At 71.1% G+C, this 18,272-nt stretch carries 16 protein-coding genes and 1 pseudogene; 6 read left to right on the top strand and 11 right to left on the bottom strand.

Annotation, left to right across the window (positions count from 1 at the left end; genetic code table 11):
* Positions 1-501, top strand: a complete 501-nt coding sequence (gene ybaK / locus O1G22_RS30925) for a Cys-tRNA(Pro) deacylase (protein ID WP_270084321.1) — start codon at positions 1-3, stop codon at positions 499-501.
* 16 nt (positions 502-517) lie between these two features.
* On the opposite strand, the pseudogene O1G22_RS30920 reads toward ybaK, so the two are convergent.
* From O1G22_RS30920 to O1G22_RS30900, 5 genes and pseudogenes are all read right to left on the bottom strand, one after another.
* A pseudogene (locus tag O1G22_RS30920) lies at positions 518-682 on the bottom strand (DUF2567 domain-containing protein); the annotation flags it as partial.
* 31 nt (positions 683-713) lie between these two features.
* Entirely contained in the window at positions 714-1,385 is a 672-nt protein-coding gene (locus O1G22_RS30915; RefSeq protein ID WP_270084320.1) for an AAA family ATPase, read from the bottom strand.
* 34 nt (positions 1,386-1,419) lie between these two features.
* Entirely contained in the window at positions 1,420-2,241 is an 822-nt protein-coding gene (locus O1G22_RS30910; protein ID WP_270084319.1) for an ABC transporter permease, read from the bottom strand.
* Positions 2,242-2,353: 112 nt separating this feature from the next.
* On the bottom strand, positions 2,354-3,367 hold the full coding sequence (locus O1G22_RS30905) for an ABC transporter ATP-binding protein (protein WP_270084318.1): 1,014 nt from the start codon (positions 3,365-3,367) through the stop codon (positions 2,354-2,356).
* A gap of 81 nt (positions 3,368-3,448) precedes the next feature.
* Positions 3,449-4,666, bottom strand: coding sequence for an NYN domain-containing protein (locus O1G22_RS30900; RefSeq protein WP_270084317.1), 1,218 nt, complete (start codon positions 4,664-4,666; stop codon positions 3,449-3,451).
* A 226-nt stretch (positions 4,667-4,892) separates the two neighbouring features.
* Here O1G22_RS30900 and O1G22_RS30895 point away from each other — a divergent pair, with 226 nt between their 5' ends.
* Entirely contained in the window at positions 4,893-5,066 is a 174-nt protein-coding gene (locus tag O1G22_RS30895; RefSeq protein WP_270084316.1) for a hypothetical protein, read from the top strand.
* 84 nt (positions 5,067-5,150) lie between these two features.
* Here O1G22_RS30895 and dnaE read toward each other — a convergent pair whose 3' ends face one another.
* The gene (gene dnaE, locus O1G22_RS30890; protein ID WP_270084315.1) at positions 5,151-8,690 is read right to left on the bottom strand and encodes a DNA polymerase III subunit alpha; all 3,540 of its coding nucleotides are present in this window, start codon (positions 8,688-8,690) and stop codon (positions 5,151-5,153) included.
* Positions 8,691-8,892: 202 nt separating this feature from the next.
* Between dnaE and O1G22_RS30885 the strand changes: the two genes are divergently transcribed.
* The 4 genes from O1G22_RS30885 (at position 8,893) to O1G22_RS30870 (ending at position 13,631) form a co-directional block, all read left to right on the top strand.
* Positions 8,893-10,218 (top strand): DUF2252 domain-containing protein, encoded by a 1,326-nt coding sequence (locus tag O1G22_RS30885; RefSeq protein ID WP_270084314.1) that lies wholly within the window; start codon positions 8,893-8,895, stop codon positions 10,216-10,218.
* A 68-nt stretch (positions 10,219-10,286) separates the two neighbouring features.
* Positions 10,287-10,976, top strand: coding sequence for a hypothetical protein (locus O1G22_RS30880; RefSeq protein WP_270084313.1), 690 nt, complete (start codon positions 10,287-10,289; stop codon positions 10,974-10,976).
* A gap of 80 nt (positions 10,977-11,056) precedes the next feature.
* Entirely contained in the window at positions 11,057-11,869 is an 813-nt protein-coding gene (locus tag O1G22_RS30875; RefSeq protein ID WP_270084312.1) for a DsbA family protein, read from the top strand.
* Positions 11,870-11,963: 94 nt separating this feature from the next.
* Positions 11,964-13,631, top strand: coding sequence for an alkaline phosphatase D family protein (locus O1G22_RS30870; RefSeq protein ID WP_270084311.1), 1,668 nt, complete (start codon positions 11,964-11,966; stop codon positions 13,629-13,631).
* 22 nt (positions 13,632-13,653) lie between these two features.
* Here O1G22_RS30870 and O1G22_RS30865 read toward each other — a convergent pair whose 3' ends face one another.
* From O1G22_RS30865 to O1G22_RS30845, 5 genes are all read right to left on the bottom strand, one after another.
* Complete coding sequence (locus O1G22_RS30865; RefSeq protein WP_225096682.1) at positions 13,654-14,232, bottom strand: dienelactone hydrolase family protein; 579 nt, start codon at positions 14,230-14,232, stop codon at positions 13,654-13,656.
* Between the two features lie 67 nt (positions 14,233-14,299).
* On the bottom strand, positions 14,300-15,040 hold the full coding sequence (locus tag O1G22_RS30860; protein ID WP_270084310.1) for an SDR family NAD(P)-dependent oxidoreductase: 741 nt from the start codon (positions 15,038-15,040) through the stop codon (positions 14,300-14,302).
* 127 nt (positions 15,041-15,167) lie between these two features.
* Entirely contained in the window at positions 15,168-16,754 is a 1,587-nt protein-coding gene (locus tag O1G22_RS30855; protein WP_270086596.1) for a Na+/H+ antiporter, read from the bottom strand.
* A 75-nt stretch (positions 16,755-16,829) separates the two neighbouring features.
* Positions 16,830-17,300 (bottom strand): GNAT family N-acetyltransferase, encoded by a 471-nt coding sequence (locus O1G22_RS30850; protein WP_270084309.1) that lies wholly within the window; start codon positions 17,298-17,300, stop codon positions 16,830-16,832.
* Positions 17,297-18,241, bottom strand: a complete 945-nt coding sequence (locus O1G22_RS30845; RefSeq protein ID WP_270084308.1) for an RluA family pseudouridine synthase — start codon at positions 18,239-18,241, stop codon at positions 17,297-17,299. Before O1G22_RS30845 ends, O1G22_RS30850 begins: the two co-directional genes overlap by 4 nt.
* Positions 18,242-18,272 lie beyond the last annotated feature (31 nt).

The raw sequence follows: 18,272 nt of genomic DNA, 5'->3' as shown, positions 1-18,272 counted from the left end.
ATGGCGAAGAAGCAGAAGAAGCAGCAGTCCGGGGGCACGCCCGCGACGGTCGCCCTGACCGCGGCCGGCGTCGACTTCACCGTCCACGCCTACGACCACGACCCCGCCCACCCCTCCTACGGCGAGGAGGCGGCCGAGGCGATGGGCGTCTCCCCGGACCGCGTCTTCAAGACCCTGGTCGCGGACGTGGACGGCACCCTGACCGTGGCCGTCGTCCCGGTCTCCGGCTCCCTGGACCTGAAGGCCCTCGCGGCAGCGGTCGGCGGCAAGCGGGCGACCATGGCCGACCCGGTCCTCGCGGAACGGACGACCGGCTACGTCCGCGGCGGCATCTCCCCCCTGGGCCAGCGCAAACGCCTGCCGACCGTACTGGACGACTCGGCGGAGGCCCACGAGACCATCTGCGTGTCGGCGGGCAGGCGGGGGCTGGAGGTGGAGGTGTCGCCGAAGGACCTGGCGACACTGACGGGGGCGGTGCTGGCGCCTGTCGGACGAGGCTGACGGCCTCTCGGCGGGGTTACGCCGGCGGTGCCCCGTAAGGATCCCGGGCCACCGGTCCCGGCGGGTACGGCGGCTCGGGGTCGCGAGGCCCGAACAGTGCCGTGAGCCCGAGGTGAACGACCAGTGCGGCAAGCGGCCAAGCCAACAGCGCGCCCTTCGCTCCGAGCTTCAGCGGCGCCGAGCCGGACGAGGCCGACGGCCTCACGGCGGGGTTACGCCGGCGGTGCCCCGTAAGGGTCCCGGGCCACCGGTCCCGGCGGGTACGGCGGCTCGGGGTCGCGAGGCCCGAACAGTGCCGTGAGCCCGAGGTGAACGACCAGTGCGGCAAGCGGCCAAGCCAACAGCGCACCCTTCGCTCCGAGCTTCAGCGGCGCCGAGAAGGTGACCCCCTTCCCCGCTGCCTTCGCGTGCGCGATCACGTCGGAGGTGGGCCCGAGCGTCATCCCGAGCCACCAGGCCAGCAGCGACCCGAGCAACGCGCCGACACCCAGCGCCACCACGAGCGGTACACCCCCGCGCCGCCGCAGCAGAAACACGATCAGCCCGCTGACCAGCCCGAAGCCCAGCGCCAGCAGGGTGAACGTGCCGTCCACCCCGATGGCCTGCTCACCCTCGCTGTCCTTGAGGTAGACCACCCAGCTCTTGTCGATCTCGTCGCCGACCAGCGGCACATGCGGGGCCAGCCACCACCACAGCAGCCCCAGCAGCACACCGCCCAGCGCCACGGCCACCGTGATCACGGCGGCCTCCCGCAACTCGGTCTTCATCCCGGGGCCGTCCTGTTCGTACGTGCCCACGCCCGGCGCCCCGGCGGGCGGGGCCTGCCGGACCTGGTGCGCGGAGTCGTCGTGCGGTGGCGGTGGCGGAGTCAGCGGTGCGGTCACCCTGACATCGTGCCAGGTCGCGCTGTGCGCCGCGTCACCGGACGGCGGCCCTGCGATACGCCCAGGTCGCCACGGCCAGCGAGACCACCCCGACCCCGGCGCACACCCCCAGGTCGGCGAGGACGACGGCCCAGTCCGGACGGTCGCCGAACGTCCGGGCGTACGCCTCCACGCCGTACGTCGACGGCAGCAGATCGCGCGCCAGCCGGACGATCTCCGGCATCCGGTCGGCCGGCAGCACCCCGAGCAGCAGCGCCGCCGACATGCCCAGCTGCCCGAGCAGCGTGGCCAGCTCGGGCCGGGGCGCGAGCAGCCCGCAGGCGGCGCCGAGCCCGGACAGCGCGGCTCCGGCGAGCGGGATCACGACCAGCAGGATCCACAGGTTGGACAACGGCAGCCCGAACAGCACACACCCGAAGACGGCCGTCACGAGGGTCCCGGGCACGGTGAAGGAGGCGTAGGCGGCTGCCGCGCCGAGCACCACCGCGGCCGGCGGCACCGGCAGGGTGGCGTAGTGGTCGAGCCCGCCGCTGGCCCGCAACTGCCCGAAGTACTGCGACAGCAGGTTCAGCGCGACGTACGCGACGACCAGCACCGACGACCCGGCCACCACGGACTGGGCCTCGCTCCCGCTGCCGACGACCCCGCGCATCATCACCGTGATGCCCACGGACTGGAAGGTCGCCACGAACAGCAGCGGGATCCTCGCCACCCGGGCCCGGGACAGCTGCGCCCGGTAGACGGCCGCCAGCGACGGCCACAGCCGCGCGGACGGGCCGAGTCCGTCCGTGTCCCGTGCCGTCTCGGGCACGGCCGGGGCACCGCCCGGCAGAACCTCGGCGGGTACGACACTCACGTCGAGCTGCTCCTCTTCCCTACAGCCGGCTTCCCCACGGCCGTCCTCGCCACGGCCGTCGCGTACACCCCGTACACCCCTACGACCGATACGCATTCCGCGGCCCGTGCGCTCATGCCTTCACCAGCCCCTGCCGGGCCGCACCGCCGAGCGCCAGGTAGACGTCCTCCAGACTGGGCGTGGCGAGCGTGAAGTCGTCCAGGGCGGCGAAGGCGGCCCCGCCGGTCACGGTCGCGACGGCGGCGCGGGCCTCCTCGGGCGCGAGCCGCAGCGTCCAGCGCCGGCCGGACTCCACCGCGCGCTCGCGCAGCGCGGCCACCTCGGGCACCTCCAGCGGCGCCCGCTCCCGCCACACCAGCTCGACCCGCACCTCGCCGGCGACCTGTTCCTTCAGCCCGGCCGGGGTGTCGCAGGCGATGACCCGGCCCCGGTCGATGACGGCGACGCGGTCGAGGACGGTCTCGGCCTCGATGACGTTGTGGGTGACGAGCAGCACGGTCGTGCCGCGCTCGGCGCGGCGCCGGTCCACGGCCGCCCACACCGCGCGCCGGGCCACCGGGTCCATGCCGGTGGTCGGCTCGTCCAGCACGAGCAGCGGGCGCTCCCCGACGAGGGCGGCCGCGAAGCAGGCGAGCCGCCGCTGCCCGCCGGACAGCTTCTTCAGCGCCCGCCCGGCGATCGGCGTGAGCCCCAGCTCCTCCAGTACGGCGTCCCGCTCGGCCCGCGCCCGCGGCACGTCCAGGCCGCGCAGGCGTCCGGTGGTCTCGGCGGCGAGGGAGACGGTGAGCTCGTCCAGCGCGGAGGACTCCTGGCCGAGGTAGGCGAGCAGGCGCGCGGCGCGCTCGGGGTGCCGCACGATGTCGTGGCCGAGGATCTCGACGCTGCCGGAGTCCGGCCGCAGCAGTCCGGTGAGCTGCCGGACGAGGGTGGACTTGCCGGCGCCGTTCGGCCCGAGCAGCCCAAAGACCTCGCCGCGCCGGACCGTCAGCTCGACCTCGTCGGTGGCCCGGACCTCGGGCGTGCCGGGCGTACCGCGCCGTCCCTTGACGGCCGGATAGGTCTTGGCGAGTCCGCGCACGCGTACGACCTCGTCATGCCGAAGGGCCTGTACCGCGCGCGTGTTCACAAAGGACGAGGGTACGGGGTCCGGGGCCTTTACTCGCCTTTGGGGCCACTTCCGTACGTGAACGGTAAGCGGACCCCCGGCTCACTCCCCCGCCGAAGCACTCTCGGTGGCCGCGGGCACGTCGATCTCCCGCCAGAAGCCCGCCCGGATGGCGTAACGGTCGTGCTCGTCGATCTGGTCGTCCTTGTGGGCGAGCAGTCCGAACCGGGCCGCGTAGCGCAGCAGCTCCCCGTCGATGCGGTGCGGGACGCGCGGATACATCTGCGACAGCTTCTGCAGATGGCCCTGGTCGCCGAGCCGGGAGATCCAGCGCCGGGCGAAGACCTGGCCCACCTCGTACGGGTCGCCGCCGACGGTGGTGATGTCCTCCTCCCGGTCGGCCCAGCGCTGCTCGGCCGTGGTGAGCTGGGCCAGCGTCGGCATGGCGGCGGCCTCGGGCGGCTCGGGGACCACACCGGGCCGGTCCACCCAGCCCTTGTCGGAGGACCAGCGCAGGGTCGCGGTCGCGGGGTGCTGGACGGGCTGGGCGCCGGGGGCGCGCAGGGCGGCGAGGTCCTTGGGGGTGGGTACGCCCTTGGGTGCGGCGGCCCGCTCCTGGGTGCCGTTGGCCGACCCGGCGGCGTTCTGCGGTGCGCCCTGCCCGGCCGGGCGTTCGGCCGCCGCGGCGAGCGCGGACTCGGGCAGCGGCGCGGAGAGGATCGCGGCGATCTCGGGGCGGGGCGCGGGCGGCGGGGCGCAGACGCCGGTCAGCTCCTTGGCGCGGACGGCCTGGGTGATCCAGGCCCGGTCCAGCACGCGCCGCTCGTCGGCCTCGGCGACCAGGTCCTCGGACTGGTTGTAGTCGCCGTCGGCGGCCTGGACGGCCCACAGGTGGACGGCGACGCCGTGCTCCTTGGCGGCCATCATGCCGGGCAGCAGGTCGCCGTCGCCGGTGACGAGGACGATGTCGGAGCAGGCGCGGTTGCGGGCCAGCTCGGTCAGCTCGGCGTGCATGGCGGCGTCCACGCCCTTCTGTGCCCAGCGGCCGTCGCTGCGGGTGAGGGCGCCGAGCCGGACGGTGACCCGGGGCATCACGCGCAGTCGGCGGTGCTCCGGCTGGGGGACGCGGTCGGGGGCGCCGTCGAACCAGTAGATGCGCAGCAGCGGGCGCTCGGTCTCGGCCTCCGCGCGGTCGCGCAGCGCCTGGATCAGCGCGGTGTGGTCGACGGTGATCCGGGATCGCGAGGGCTCACCGGCGAGGAGGCTGGCGGCTGCGCCCAGCAGATATCCGGCGTCCACCAGGACGATGCAGCGGTCCACGCGACTCACCCTCTTCCCGGGAGGCTTTGCTCAGTGACTTCCTTCGAGTCTGCCCGACCACGCGGAGGTTAACGGTCGGAACTCGATCTTCGGCGTGGCGCTGGCGGAGCGCGTGCCTCCAGCTGCCCTGTCACACACGGTAATTATCCGACATGCGATGGATGTCAGCGTATGTGAATCTGATTCCGGCCCTGGCCCCTAGATCCCCCACAGGAGGCAGATCACCATGGCCAAGAACAAGAAGCAGGACCGCAAGCAGCAGGCCCCGCAGACCGAGCGCAGCCACCAGGAGGCCCAGCATTCCTCCCTGGAGCAGCAGGCGGAGCAGCGGATATCCCACATGTCGACGCCTGCGGACGTGGCGCGCAAGGGCCGGCAGAAGCGGTTCGGCCACAACTGACATCTGCATAAAGGGCGATTGAGCCCAGGCACATGACGAGGGGCGCACCCGTTGCGGGTGCGCCCCTTGTCCGTCTCTGTCGCCTCAGCCCGCCAGGCAGGAGGGGCCGAGCAGCACCTTCAGGTCACCGAAGAGCGCCGGGTCGGGCTTGACCCGGTGCCGGTCCAGGCGCAGCACGGTCGTCTTGCGCGGGCCCTGGAGCTTGATCCGGACCTCGCTGTCGCCCTTGTGGTGGCTGAGGATCTCGCCGAGCCGGCTGACCATGGGCGGAGTGACCCTGGTGGCCGGGATGGTGAGGATCACCGGCGCGTTGGTGCCCGCGTTGGACAGGTCCGGGACCATCAGCTCCATGGCGACGAGCCGGGGCACGTCCTCGCGCTTGTCGAGGCGGCCCTTGACGAACACCACGGCGTCCTCGACGAGTTGGGTCGAGACGAGCTGGTAGGTCGCCGGGAAGAACATGCACTCGATGGAGCCGGCGAGGTCCTCGACGGTGGCGATCGCCCAGGCGTTGCCCTGCTTGGTCATCTTGCGCTGGAGGCCCGAGATGATGCCGCCGATCGTCACCACGGCCCCGTCGGCGTGCTCGCCGCCCGTCAGCTGGGCGATGCCGGCGTCCGCCTTGTCGGACAGTACGTGCTCCAGGCCGAAGAGCGGGTGGTCGGAGACGTACAGACCGAGCATCTCCCGCTCCTGGGCGAGCAGATAGGTCTTGTCCCACTCGTCGTCGGTGAACTGCACGTCGAGCCCGAAGCCGGGCTCGCTGCTGGTCTCCTCGCCCATGCCGCCGAAGAGGTCGAACTGCCCCTCGGCCTCCTTGCGCTTGACCGCCACGACGTTGTCGATCATCGGCTCGTACTGCGCCATGAGGCCCTTGCGGGTGTGGTTCATGGTGTCGAAGGCGCCGGCCTTGATCAGCGATTCGGTGGTGCGCTTGTTGCAGACCACCGCCTCGACCTTGTCGAGGTAGTCGGGGAAGGAGGCGTACTTCCCCTTGGCCTTGCGGCACTTGATGATCGACTCGACGACGTTGGTGCCGACGTTGCGGACGGCGGAGAGGCCGAAGAGGATCACGTCGTCGCCCTGGGCGGCGAAGTTGGCCTCGGACTCGTTGACGTTCGGCGGGAGCACCCGGATGCCCATGCGGCGGCACTCGTTGAGGTAGACGGCCGACTTGTCCTTGTCGTCCTTGACGGACGTGAGGAGGGCGGCCATGTACTCGGCGGGGTGGTTCGCCTTCAGGTAGGCGGTCCAGTACGACACCAGGCCGTACGCGGCGGAGTGCGCCTTGTTGAACGCGTAGCCGGCGAAGGGGACCAGCACGTCCCACAGGGCCTGGATGGCCTCGTCGCTGTAGCCGTTCTTGCGGGCGCCGGCCTGGAAGATGACGAAGTTCTTCTCCAGCTCCTCCGGCTTCTTCTTGCCCATCACGCGGCGCAGGATGTCGGCCTCGCCGAGCGAGTAGCCCGCGATGATCTGGGCGGCCTTCTGCACCTGCTCCTGGTAGACGATCAGGCCGTAGGTGACCGCCAGGACCTCTTCGAGGGGCTCCTCCAGCTCCTTGTGGATCGGCGTGATCTCCTGCTGCTTGTTCTTGCGCAGCGCGTAGTTCGTGTGGGAGTTCATGCCCATCGGGCCCGGGCGGTACAGGGCCGACACGGCGGAGATGTCTTCGAAGTTGTCGGGCTTCATCAGACGCAGCAGCGAGCGCATGGGGCCGCCGTCGAACTGGAAGACGCCGAGGGTGTCGCCGCGCTGGAGCAGATCGAAGGTCTGCGGGTCGTCGAGCGGGAGGGCCAGGAGGTCGATGTCGATCCCCTTGTTGGCCTTCACCATCTTGACCGCGTCGTCCATGATCGTGAGGTTGCGCAGGCCCAGGAAGTCCATCTTCAGCAGGCCGAGCGACTCACAGCTCGGGTAGTCCCACTGCGTGATGGTCACGCCGTCGGTGTGCCTCACCCACACCGGGACGTGCTCGGTGATGGTCTCGCTGGACATGATGACGCCGGCGGCGTGCACGCCCATCTGCCGGACCAGGCCCTCCACACCGCGCGCGGTGTCGATGACCTTCTTCACGTCCGGCTCGTTCTCGTACATCCCGCGGACCTCGCCGGCCTCGCTGTAGCGCGGGTGGCTGGGGTCGGTGATGCCGGACAGCGGGATGCCCTTGCCGAGGACGTCGGCGGGCATGGCCTTGGTGATGCGGTCGCCCATCGCGTACGGGTAGCCCAGCACGCGCGCGGAGTCCTTGATCGCGTTCTTGGCCTTGATGGTGCCGTAGGTGCCGATCATGGCGACCTTGTCGGCGCCGTACTTCTCGGTCACGTACCGGATCACCTCGACGCGCCTGCGCTCGTCGAAGTCGATGTCGACATCGGGCATCGAGATGCGCTCGGGGTTGAGGAACCGCTCGAAGATCAGGCCGTGCGGGATCGGGTCGAGGTCGGTGATGCCCATGGCGTAGGCGACGATCGAGCCGGCCGCGGAGCCTCGGCCGGGGCCGACCGCGATGCCGTTGTTCTTGGCCCACATGATGAAGTCGGCGACGACGAGGAAGTAGCCGGGGAAGCCCATCGAGATGATGACGTCCATCTCGTAGTCGGCCTGCTTCTGGCGGTCCTCGGGGATGCCGCCGGGGAAGCGGCGCTCCATGCCGCGGCGGACCTCCTCCTTGAACCAGGTGACCTCGGTGTAGCCCTCGGGGATGTCGAACTTGGGCATGAGGTCGCGCTTCTCGAACATGCCGTCGGTGTCGACCATCTCGGCGACGAGGAGCGTGTTGGCGCAGCCCTCCTGCCAGGCGTCCGAGGAGTCGATGGCGTACATCTCGTCCGTGGACTTCAGGTAGTAGCCGGTGCCGTCGAACTTGAAGCGGTCCGGGTCGGAGAGGTTCTTGCCGGTCTGGATGCACAGCAGGGCGTCGTGGGCGCCGGCCTCGTGCGCGTACGTGTAGTGCGAGTCGTTGGTGACCAGCGGGGGGATGCCGAGCTTCTTGCCGATCTCCAGCAGGCCGTCGCGGACCCGGTGCTCGATGTCGATGCCGTGGTCCATCAGCTCCAGGAAGTACCGGTCCTTGCCGAAGATGTCCTGGTAGTCGGCGGCGGCCTTGAGTGCCTCGTCGAACTGGCCGAGGCGCAGGCGGGTCTGCACCTCGCCGGAGGGGCAGCCGGTGGAGGCGACGATGCCCTCGGACCACTGCGCGATGGTCTCCTTGTCCATGCGCGGCCACTTCTGCAGCCAGCCCTCGGCGTAGGCGTCGGAGGAGAGACGGAAGAGGTTGTGCAGACCGGTCTTGTTCACCGCCCACATCGTCTTGTGGGTGTAACCGCCGGAACCGGAGACGTCGTCGCGCTTCTGGTGCGGCTGGCCCCACTGGATCTTGCGCTTGTTGCGCCGGGACTCGGGGGCGACATACGCCTCGATCCCGATGATCGGGGTGATCCCGGCCTTCTTCGCGGAGTGGAAGAAGTCGTACGCCCCGTGGAGGTTGCCGTGGTCGGACATGGCGATGTGGGTCATGCCCATCTCGTTGCAGGCGTTGAACATGTCCTTGAGCCGCGCGGCACCGTCCAGCAGCGAGTACTGCGTGTGGACGTGCAGGTGCGTGAAGGGCGGCTTTGACACGGTATGGCCTCCGACGGAAAACACTGGGCATGGGGCGGGCGAACAGTTCTGGGGTCAGCGGGAAGTCTATGCCTCGCCACTGACACTCGGCGGGCACTCCCGCGTACCTTCAGGCGGGAACCGGGCACTCCCGCGTGGCGTCGCCCGTTGAAGACGACAGAAACGCTGTCGTACAGATAATCGCTCCAGGAGGCACCCCGCGATGTCGGTCCACCCGCTCGACGACGAGCAGCGCGGCGAGGAGATCCTCGCCGTCTTCGACACCGCCTTCGGCCGGCTCCTGGCCGCCGACCCGGCCGCGTTCCGGGTGAAGTTCCGGAAGATGGCGGCCTCGGCGTTCGCGTTCTACCGGGGCACGGCGTGCCTCTTCTACCACGACCTGGACGCGGAGAAGCGCGGTGGTCCATTCCTGGACGACCGCACCTCGCGCGTGTGGATCCACGGCGACCTGCACGCGGAGAACTTCGGCACGTACATGGACTCCAACGGCCGCCTGGTCTTCAACGTCAACGACTTCGACGAGGCCTACGTCGGCCCGTTCACCTGGGACCTGAAGCGCTTCTCGGCGTCGATCGCGCTCATCGGGTACGCGAAGGCGCTGAGCGACGAGCAGATCACCGAGCTGGTGCGGATCTACGCGGGCGCGTACCGCGAGCGCATCCACGCCCTGGCCACGGGCGCCAAGAGCGACGAGGTGCCGCCGTTCACGCTGGACACCGCGGAGGGTCCGCTGCTGGACGCGCTGCGTGACGCCCGCTCGCTGACCCGCTTCGGGCTGCTGGAGTCGATGACGGAGATCCGCGACTTCGAGCGCCGCTTCGCGCCGGACGGCGGCTCCATCGAGCTGGACGCCGCGACCCGCTACAAGGTGCTGGCCGCCTTCGACGGCTATCTGGAGACCCTGCCGGACTCCTCGCTGGCCCGGCCCGACTCCTACCGCGTGAAGGACGTCGTCGGCCGCCGCGGCATCGGCATAGGGTCGGCCGGGCTGCCGTCGTACAACATCCTTCTGGAGGGCCACAGCGACGCCCTGGAGAACGATGTCGTGATCTACGTCAAGCAGGCCCAGACCCCGGCCGTCTCCCGGCACATCACGGATCCGGCCATCGCCGGGTACTTCCAGCACGAGGGCCACCGCACGGTGATCTCCCAGCGCGCTCTGCAGGCGCACGCCGACCCGTGGCTGGGCTGGACCGAGCTGGACGGCGCGGGCCAGCTGGTCGCCGAGGTCTCGCCGTACGCCGTCGACCTGGGCTGGGGCGACATCGACGACCCCGAGGAGATCGCGCAGGTCGTCGCCGACCTGGGCCGGGCCACGGCGACCATGCACGCGGCGGCGGACGACACCTCCGGCGAGTCCCTCGTGCCGTTCTCCACCGAGCGGGCCATCGACGCGGCCCTCGCGGCCGACGAGGAGGGCTTCGCACCGCTCCTGGTGGACTTCGCGCACGGCTACGGCGCACGCGCGCGTGCCGACCACCAGATCTTCGTCGACCTGTTCCGCAACGGCCGGATTCCGGGGCTGTAACCTTCGCGTACTCACAGGCACTCTTTAGGGGTCGCTTACTCACGTACGTGACAGACTCTTCTCTCGCTATGGACATATCCGGGACCCAGCTCAGAGCCGTGCGCGCGGCGCTGTTCACGGCCTTCGTCGTGACGCTCAGCACCGCGTCGCACGTGCTGCTGTCCCAGGCTCCGCTGCCGGTGGGCACGGTGCTGGCGGTCTTCGCCGGTGTGTTCGCCGCCGCGTACGCGCTGGCGGGCCGCGAGCGCGGCTTCGGCCGGATCGCGGCCCTGCTGATCCCGCTGGAGCTGACCGCCGACACGGTGTTCACCACGGGCCAGCACGCCTGCTACGGCCGGGCCGGCGGCCCGGTCGCGGGCCCGTTGCGCGCCTTCGGCTTCGACGTGCTGTGCCAGGGCGGTGCCGTCGGCAGCCCGCTGGCCCGGATGGCCGGGGCTCAAGGCCGCCCCGAGGCGCTGCTCGCGCACGCGAGCCCGGCGGCCGCCTGGCTGCTGCTCGCCACGCACGTCGGCGTGGGCCTGCTGGCCGCCGCCTGGCTGCGCCGGGGCGAGCGGGCGCTGGTGCAGCTGCTGCGCGCGGTCGCCGCCACCACCTTCCGGCCGCTGCTGCTGGCGGTGGCCTCGGTCGCCGTACGGCCGGCCCCGGTCCGCCGGCTGCCGCGCCCGGCCCCGCGCCGGACCGCCGCCCGTGACCGGCTTCTCGTTCACTCCCTGGGACGGCGTGGACCGCCGTGCTCCCCCGCCCTCGCCGCCGGCTGAGCGGCGAGACCTAAGCACACCCAGTCCCCCACACGTATCCCGCGTACGGCATGTGCGCGTCCCACACGGAGATCACCACCATGAGCAAGCGGAACAGCCAGTCGGCGAAGACGGCGGCAAGGGAGCGGCTGCGCCAGGAGCGCGAGCGGCAGGCCAAGCGCGACAAGGCCAGGCGGCAGGTCATCGTGGCCGCCTCGGTCGTGGCCGTGCTGGCCGCGGCCGGCGGCATCGGCTACGCCGTCGTCCAGGCCAACAAGCCCACCGGGTGGGACGCCGCGAAGACCAAGCCGCTCGTGAAGCCGGCCAACACCACGGGTTCGGACGGCACCACCGTCGTCATAGGCAAGAGCACCGCCAAGAAGACCCTCACCATCTACGAGGACCCGCGCTGCCCGGTCTGCGCGCAGTTCGAGCAGACGGTCGGCACAACGGTGAAGAAGGGCATCGACGACGGCACGTTCAAGCTCCACTACGTCGGTGCCACCTTCCTCGACAAGAACCTGCCGGGCGTGGGCTCCAAGAACGGGCTCAGCGCCCTGGGCGCCGCCCTCAACGTCAGCCCCGAGGCCTTCCTTGAGTACAAGGCCGCGATGTACTCGACGAAGTGGCACCCCGACGAGCAGGACGACAAGTTCAAGGACGACGCCTATCTGATCAAGATCGCCGACACGGTGCCCGCTCTGAAGGGCAACGCGGCGTTCCAGAAGGACGTGAAGGACGGCACCTTCGACCGGTGGGCGCTGGAGGAGTCCAAGATCTTCGACAAGGACGGCATCAAGGGCACCCCGACCCTGAAGATGGACGGCAAGACGCTGACAGGCCCCGACCACCAGAACCCGCCCATGACCGTGGCCGATTTCAACACGGCGCTCGACGCGGCCCTCAAGGGCTGACGTCCGGGCGGAATCCGGCATTCACATGAAGAGCGGGCGAACATCGGGAGTTCGCCCGCTCCGTCGTTCGTACCGATCAGTAACCTGATCGGTCGTGACCAGTCGATCAAGATCATTTCCGGCCGCCGAAGGCCTCGGCTCCTGCTCTCCCCGCCGCCGTACGGTCGTCAAGGCCGCGGCGGCGTCCGCTGTGCTGGCCGGCCCGCTCGCCGCCCTCCCGGCGCGCGCCGCCGACCGGGCCCCCGCCTTCCTGCACGGCGTCGCCTCCGGTGACCCCCTGCCCGACGGCATCTTGCTGTGGACCCGGATCACTCCGAGCCCGGAGGCGGTACCGGGCTCCGGGCTCGGTCCGGACACCGAGGTGAGCTGGGTCGTCGCCAGGGACAAGGCGCTGACGGCCGTCGTCGCCAAGGGATCCACCACGGCGACCGCCGCCGGCGACCACACCGTGAAGGCCGACATCCGCGGCCTGGAGCCGGCGACCGACTACTGGTTCCGCTTCTCGGCCGGCGGCACCGACTCCCCGGTCGCCCGCACCCGCACCGCCCCGGCGGCGGACGCGGCCGTGTCCGGGCTGCGGTTCGGCGTGGTCACCTGCGCCAACTGGGAGGCCGGCTACTTCACCGCCTACCGCCACCTCGCCGCCCGCAGCGACCTGGACGCCTGGCTGCACCTCGGCGACTACATCTACGAGTACAAGACCGGCGAGTACGCGGCCCGCGGCACGGTCGTCCGCCCGCACGCACCCGCCCACGAGATCATCACACTCGCCGACTACCGGACACGGCACGGCGAGTACAAGACCGATCCCGATCTGCAGGCCCTGCATCTGAAGGCGCCGGTCATCGCGATCTGGGACGACCACGAGTTCGCCGACAACGCCTGGTCGGGCGGTGCGGTCAACCACACCGAGGGCGCCGAGGGCACCTGGACCGCCCGCAAGGCGGCCGCCAAGCAGGCCTACTTCGAGTGGATGCCGGTCCGCCCCGCCGTCGAGGGCACCACCTACCGGCGGCTGCGCTTCGGCAAGCTCGCCGAGCTGTCCCTGCTGGACCTGCGCTCCTTCCGCTCTCAGCAGGCGTCCACGGGCAGCGGCTCGGTGGACGACCCGGACCGGACCATCACCGGGCGCGCCCAGCTCGACTGGCTGAAGGCAGGTCTGAAGGCCTCCGACACGAAGTGGCGGCTGGTCGGCAACTCGGTGATGATCGCCCCCTTCGTCGTCGGCTCCCTCACCGGCGACCTCCTCAAGCCGCTCGCCAAGCTGCTCGGCCTGCCGCAGGACGGCATAGGCGTCAACACCGACCAGTGGGACGGCTACACCCACGACCGCCGCGAACTCCTCGACCACCTCCGCTCGAACGCCATCGGCAACACCGTCTTCCTGACCGGTGACATCCACATGGCCTGGGCCAACGACGTGCCGGTGGACGCGGGCACCTACCCGCTGTCGCCGTCGGCGGCCACCGAGTTCGTGATCACCTCGGTGACCTCCGACAACCTCGACGACATCGTCAAGGTCCCCGAGGGCACGGTCTCCGCGGTCGCCGCGCCGCTCATCGAGGTGGCCAACCGGCACGTCCACTGGGTCGACACCGACCGGCACGGCTACGGCGTGCTGGACATCACCGCCGACCGCGCGCAGATGGACTACTACGTGCTGTCCGACCGCACCGACCCCGACGCGACCTCGGCGTGGGAGCGTTCGTACCGCACCCGCAGCGGCACCCAGAAGGTCGAGCGGACCTACGACCCCGTGTAGGGCGTGCGCCTGCGCGTGATCCCTACGCGTTCTCCAGGCTGTCGAGGAAGCCGAGCGCCACCCGCCAGGTGGCCTCGGCGGCCTCGGCGTCGTAGTCCGGCAGCTCGGGGTCGGTGTACAGGTGTCCGGCGCCGGCGTACCGGTAGACCTCCACGTCCGCGCCCGTCCGGCCCATCTGGAGATACCAGGCGCTCAGCCAGTCGTCCGTCTCGAACGGGTCCGGCTCCGCCACGTGCAGCTGCACCGGCAGCTCGTCCGCCTGCGCGTTCGGCGCGATGTCCGACGTGCCGTGCAGGAGCAGCAGCCCGCGCGCCTTGTCGTCGCCGAGAGCCAGGGTCTGGGCGATCGAGGCGCCGAGCGAGAAGCCCGCGTACACGAGCCCGCGCTCGGAGTACGGCGCCGCCGCCAGCACGGCCCGCTTCAGCAGCTCGTCCTTGCCGATCTCCTCCCGGTACGCCATGCCCTCCTCGACGGTGTCGAACGTGCGCCCCTCGAAGAGGTCCGGCGTCCACACCTCGTGGCCCGCCGCGCGCAGCCGGTCCGCGGCCTCGCGCACCGCGGGCCTGAGGCCGTAGGTCGAATGAAAGAGCATGATGTTCATGAGGCCATGGTGCCAGCCGGTGCCGGTGCGACCGCGCCCGAGCCGCCGCGGACGGGCCCGCGCCGCGTCAGTGACCGCGCTCCGCGCCTCCGTTGACCTGGATCACCTGTGAGGTGACGTGCCCGGCGCCGGGCGAGGCCAGCCAGTGCAGGGTCGCCACCACGTCTCCCGGTCTCCCGGCCCGGCCGGTCAGCGTGTCACCGATGAGCCGCGCCCGCCGGGCCTCGTCCATGGTGTCCCCGAAGAACTCAGTGTCCTCCACATACCCCGGCGCGACCACGTTCACGGTGATGCCGCGCGGGCCGAGCTCCCGGGCCAGGTCGTGGGCGTACGGATGCAGCCCGGCCTTGGCCGCCGCGTAGGCGCCGGTTCCCGAACCGCGGTAGGCGGCGATGGAGCTGACGAACAGCACCCGTCCGCCGGGCTCGGCGAGCCGGCTCTTCAGAGCCTCGGTGAGGAGCGCGGCCGTCAGGGCGTTCTGTCTGAAGTTGACCGTCCAGTCATGGGCCACGCGGTCCAGGGGGTCGTCGCTGCCCGCCGGCGGCTCCAGATGTCCGGCGCCGCCCGCGCCGTGCACCAGGACATCGACCGTACCCAGCTCCGCTGCCACGAACCGGGCCACCCCGCGGACCTGATCGGGCTCGGAGAGGTCAGCCGCATACGTAAGCGCACCGGGCACCCCTGCCTTCTCCAGCACCTCGGCCCGCCGCCCGAGCATCAGCACCCGGTCCCCGTCCGCCGCGAAGGCCTGGGCGGTCGCCAGCCCGATGCCCGTACCGCCCCCGCTGATCACGATGTTGCGCGTCATGATCCGAGAGTAGGCACGCTTCGCCGAGCGGCGCCGGAGTTTTCCACAGGCACCACACATTCGTACGACGAATACGCCACCCCTGCGCGCAAGCGCTTGCGCCCGCTGCCCTCGGACTCGGAACGGCTCACCGCAGGCTCCGTACGTCCAGATGCCGCAGCACCCGGTCCACGATCTCCGGATCCGCCCCCGGCTCGCTGCGCGCCGCCAGTACCTCGTGCCGGGCCGCGCTCATCATCTCGTTCTGGATGCGCCGGATCCGCTTGAGCCGCCTGGCCCGCTGGTGCTGTGCCTCCCGCCGTTCCTCCTCGCCCATGTCCGGGCTGATCCGGATGCCGATGTCGAAGGCGCGCCGCAGCATCTGCTCCGCCAGGTCCTCGGGCAGGTCCTCCACCTGCTCGATCTCCCGCAGCCTGCGCTTCGCCGCCTTCGCCGCGCGCACCGCCAGTTCCTTCTCGAACTCCTTCTCCCGCTCGGAGTCGGCCCGCACCCCGAGCCCCTTCACCAGCGACGGCAGGGTGAGTCCCTGGAGCACCAGCGTGACGATGATGACCCCGAAGGCGATGAAGATGATCTCGTCACGGTCGGGGAAGGGCGAGCCGTCGTCGGTCTTCAGCGGGACGGCCAGCGCCAGCGCCACCGAGGCCACCCCGCGCATCCCGGACCACCACATCACGACGGTCTCCCGCCAGCTGACCGGGATCTCCTCGTCGTAGTCCCGCCGGGCGTGCAGCCGTTTGGTCAGCCAGGTCGCGGGCAGCAGCCACAACAACCGGACGACGATCACCACGCCCACGACGGCGGCGGCCCAGCCGAGCAGCTCGCCCCAGCGGCCCTGGGCGGTACGGATGGCGTTGTGCAGCTCCAGACCGATGAGCCCGAAGGCGACCCCCGTGACGAGGGTGCCGATGATGTCCCAGAAGGTGTGCCCGGCCAGCCGGGTCATCACGTCGTCGGCGCCGGTGGCGTACTCGGAGAGGAAGAGCGCCGTGGTGAGCACCGCGAGCACCCCGGAACCGTGCAGCTTCTCCGCGAGCACGTAGGAGGCGTACGGCACCAGCAGGGTCATGCCGATCTGCAGGGTCGGATCGCCCAGCAGGTCCATCAGCTTGTTCGCGCCCCAGCCGAGCAACAGCCCGACGACCACCGCGACCACGCCGGACAGCACCAGGTCCAGCCCGGCCTGCCAGGCCGAGAAGTTGCCGCTCACCGCCGCGGCGACGGCCACGTGGTACAGCACGATGGCCGTGACGTCGTTGAAGAGCCCCTCGCCCTCCAGGATCGACACCAGTCGGCGCGGCAGCCCGAGTTGTCCGGCGACGCTGGTCGCGGCGACCGGGTCGGGCGGGGCGATAAGCGCGCCCAGGGTGACGGCGGCGGCGATCGACAGCCCGGGCACGATCGCGCCTGCGACGTACGCCACGCACACCGTCGTCACGAAGACCAGGGCGACGGCCAGCAGGAGGATCGGCCGGATGTTGGCCGCGAACTGCCGCCAGGAGGTACGGCGCACGGCGGCGTAGAGCAGCGGGGGCAGCAGCCCGGGCAGGATCAGCTCGGGCGGGATGCTCACATCGGGCACGAAGTCGGCCACCGCGAGGGCCCCGCCGAACAGCGTCATCAGCACCGGCGCCGGCACCCCGAACCTGTCCCCCACCGGCACGCTCACCAGGGCCCCGAGCAGCAGGACGAACAGCAGGGCCAACTGATCCACGGCCGGCGCTCCGGGGTCGACGCTCACACGGCAGACCTCAAGCCTGCCATCCGCCCGCCGGGAGCGCGCGCCGCGCTACAGGGCGCGGCGCATCGCCCGGTGGGGTATCCCGGCGTCCGGGAACTCCGGGCCGTACAGCACGTACCCGAGGCGCTCGTAGAAACCCAGCGCATGGGTTTGTGCGTGCAGGTCGATCGCGGTGAGACCCCGCGCGCGTGCCGCGTCCTCGATGGCCCGGACCAGGGCCACACCGACCCCGAGCCCGCGCGCCGCCCGGGAGACGGCGAGCCGCCCCAGGGAGCCCACCGAGGCGTCCGCGCCGGTCTTCGCCAGGGCCGCCGCGCCGTGCAGCAGCCGGCCGGTGCCGAGCGGCACGCCGTCCTCGCGGACCGCGAGCACATGCACGGCGCCCGCGTCGTAGGCGTCGTACTCCAGATCCTCGGCGACGCCCTGCTCGACGACGAAGACCTCCTTGCGGACCGCGAAGCAGGCCTCGCGGTCGGCGGGATCCTCGGCGACCCGGAGGGTGTACGGCGGCACGCTCACGCGTACGACTCCTCACGGACCTGGTCGAGGGCCTTCTGCAGGTCCTCGGGGTAGTCGCTGCGGAACTCCACCCACTGCCCGTCCGCGGGGTGCTCGAAGCCGAGCCGCACGGCGTGCAGCCACTGGCGGGTCAGGCGCAGCCGCTTGGCGAGGGTCGGGTCGGCGCCGTAGGTGAGGTCGCCGACGCAGGGGTGGCGGTGGGCGGACATGTGGACGCGGATCTGGTGGGTGCGGCCGGTCTCCAGCTTCACGTCCAGCAGCGAGGCGGCGCGGAAGGCCTCGATGAGGTCGTAGTGGGTCACGGAGGCCTTGCCGTCGGCCGTGACCGCCCACTTGTAGTCGTGGTTGGGGTGGCGGCCGATCGGGGCGTCGATCGTGCCGCTCGTCGGGTCCGGGTGGCCCTGGACCAGTGTGTGGTAGCGCTTGTCGACCGTGCGCTCCTTGAACTGGCGCTTGAGCGAGGTGTACGCCCGCTCCGACTTGGCGACCACCATCAGGCCCGAGGTGCCGACGTCGAGGCGGTGCACGATGCCCTGGCGCTCGGCGGCGCCGGAGGTGGAGATCCGGTAGCCGGCCGCGGCGAGGCCGCCGATGACGGTGGGGCCGCTCCAGCCGGGCGAGGGGTGCGCGGCCACGCCGACCGGCTTGACGATCACGACCACGTCATCGTCGTCGTACACGATCTCCATGCCCTCGACCGGCTCGGCGACCACCTGCACCGGCGCGGGCGCCTGCGGCATCTCGACCTCCAGCCAGGCGCCGCCGCGCACCCGCTCGGACTTGCCGACCACCGCGCCGTCGACCTGGACCTTGCCGGCCGCGGCCAGCTCGGCCGCCTTCGTGCGGGAGAAGCCGAACATCCGGGAGATGGCGGCGTCGACGCGCTCACCCTCCAGGCCGTCGGGCACGGGCAGGGTACGGATCTCGGGAATCGTGCTCACCCGTCGAGTATGCCGGACCGGCCGGACGCCC

It is taken from the genome of Streptomyces camelliae (genome assembly GCF_027625935.1).
Classification (GTDB): Bacteria; Actinomycetota; Actinomycetes; order Streptomycetales; family Streptomycetaceae; genus Streptomyces; species Streptomyces camelliae.
Note: the sequence above shows the minus strand (reverse complement) of the source record. Positions and strands in the feature narration are given on the sequence as shown.

Bases quoted from the DNA above. Each gene is read 5' to 3' on its own strand.
- O1G22_RS30880 (WP_270084313.1), top strand. From the start codon at position 10,287: ATGGACATATCCGGGACCCAGCTCAGAGCCGTGCGCGCGGCGCTGTTC.
- O1G22_RS30875 (WP_270084312.1), top strand. From the start codon at position 11,057: ATGAGCAAGCGGAACAGCCAGTCGGCGAAGACGGCGGCAAGGGAGCGG.
- O1G22_RS30885 (WP_270084314.1), top strand. From the start codon at position 8,893: ATGTCGGTCCACCCGCTCGACGACGAGCAGCGCGGCGAGGAGATCCTC.
- ybaK (WP_270084321.1), top strand. From the start codon at position 1: ATGGCGAAGAAGCAGAAGAAGCAGCAGTCCGGGGGCACGCCCGCGACG.
- O1G22_RS30895 (WP_270084316.1), top strand. From the start codon at position 4,893: ATGGCCAAGAACAAGAAGCAGGACCGCAAGCAGCAGGCCCCGCAGACC.
- O1G22_RS30865 (WP_225096682.1), bottom strand. From the start codon at position 14,232: ATGAACATCATGCTCTTTCATTCGACCTACGGCCTCAGGCCCGCGGTG.
- O1G22_RS30860 (WP_270084310.1), bottom strand. From the start codon at position 15,040: ATGACGCGCAACATCGTGATCAGCGGGGGCGGTACGGGCATCGGGCTG.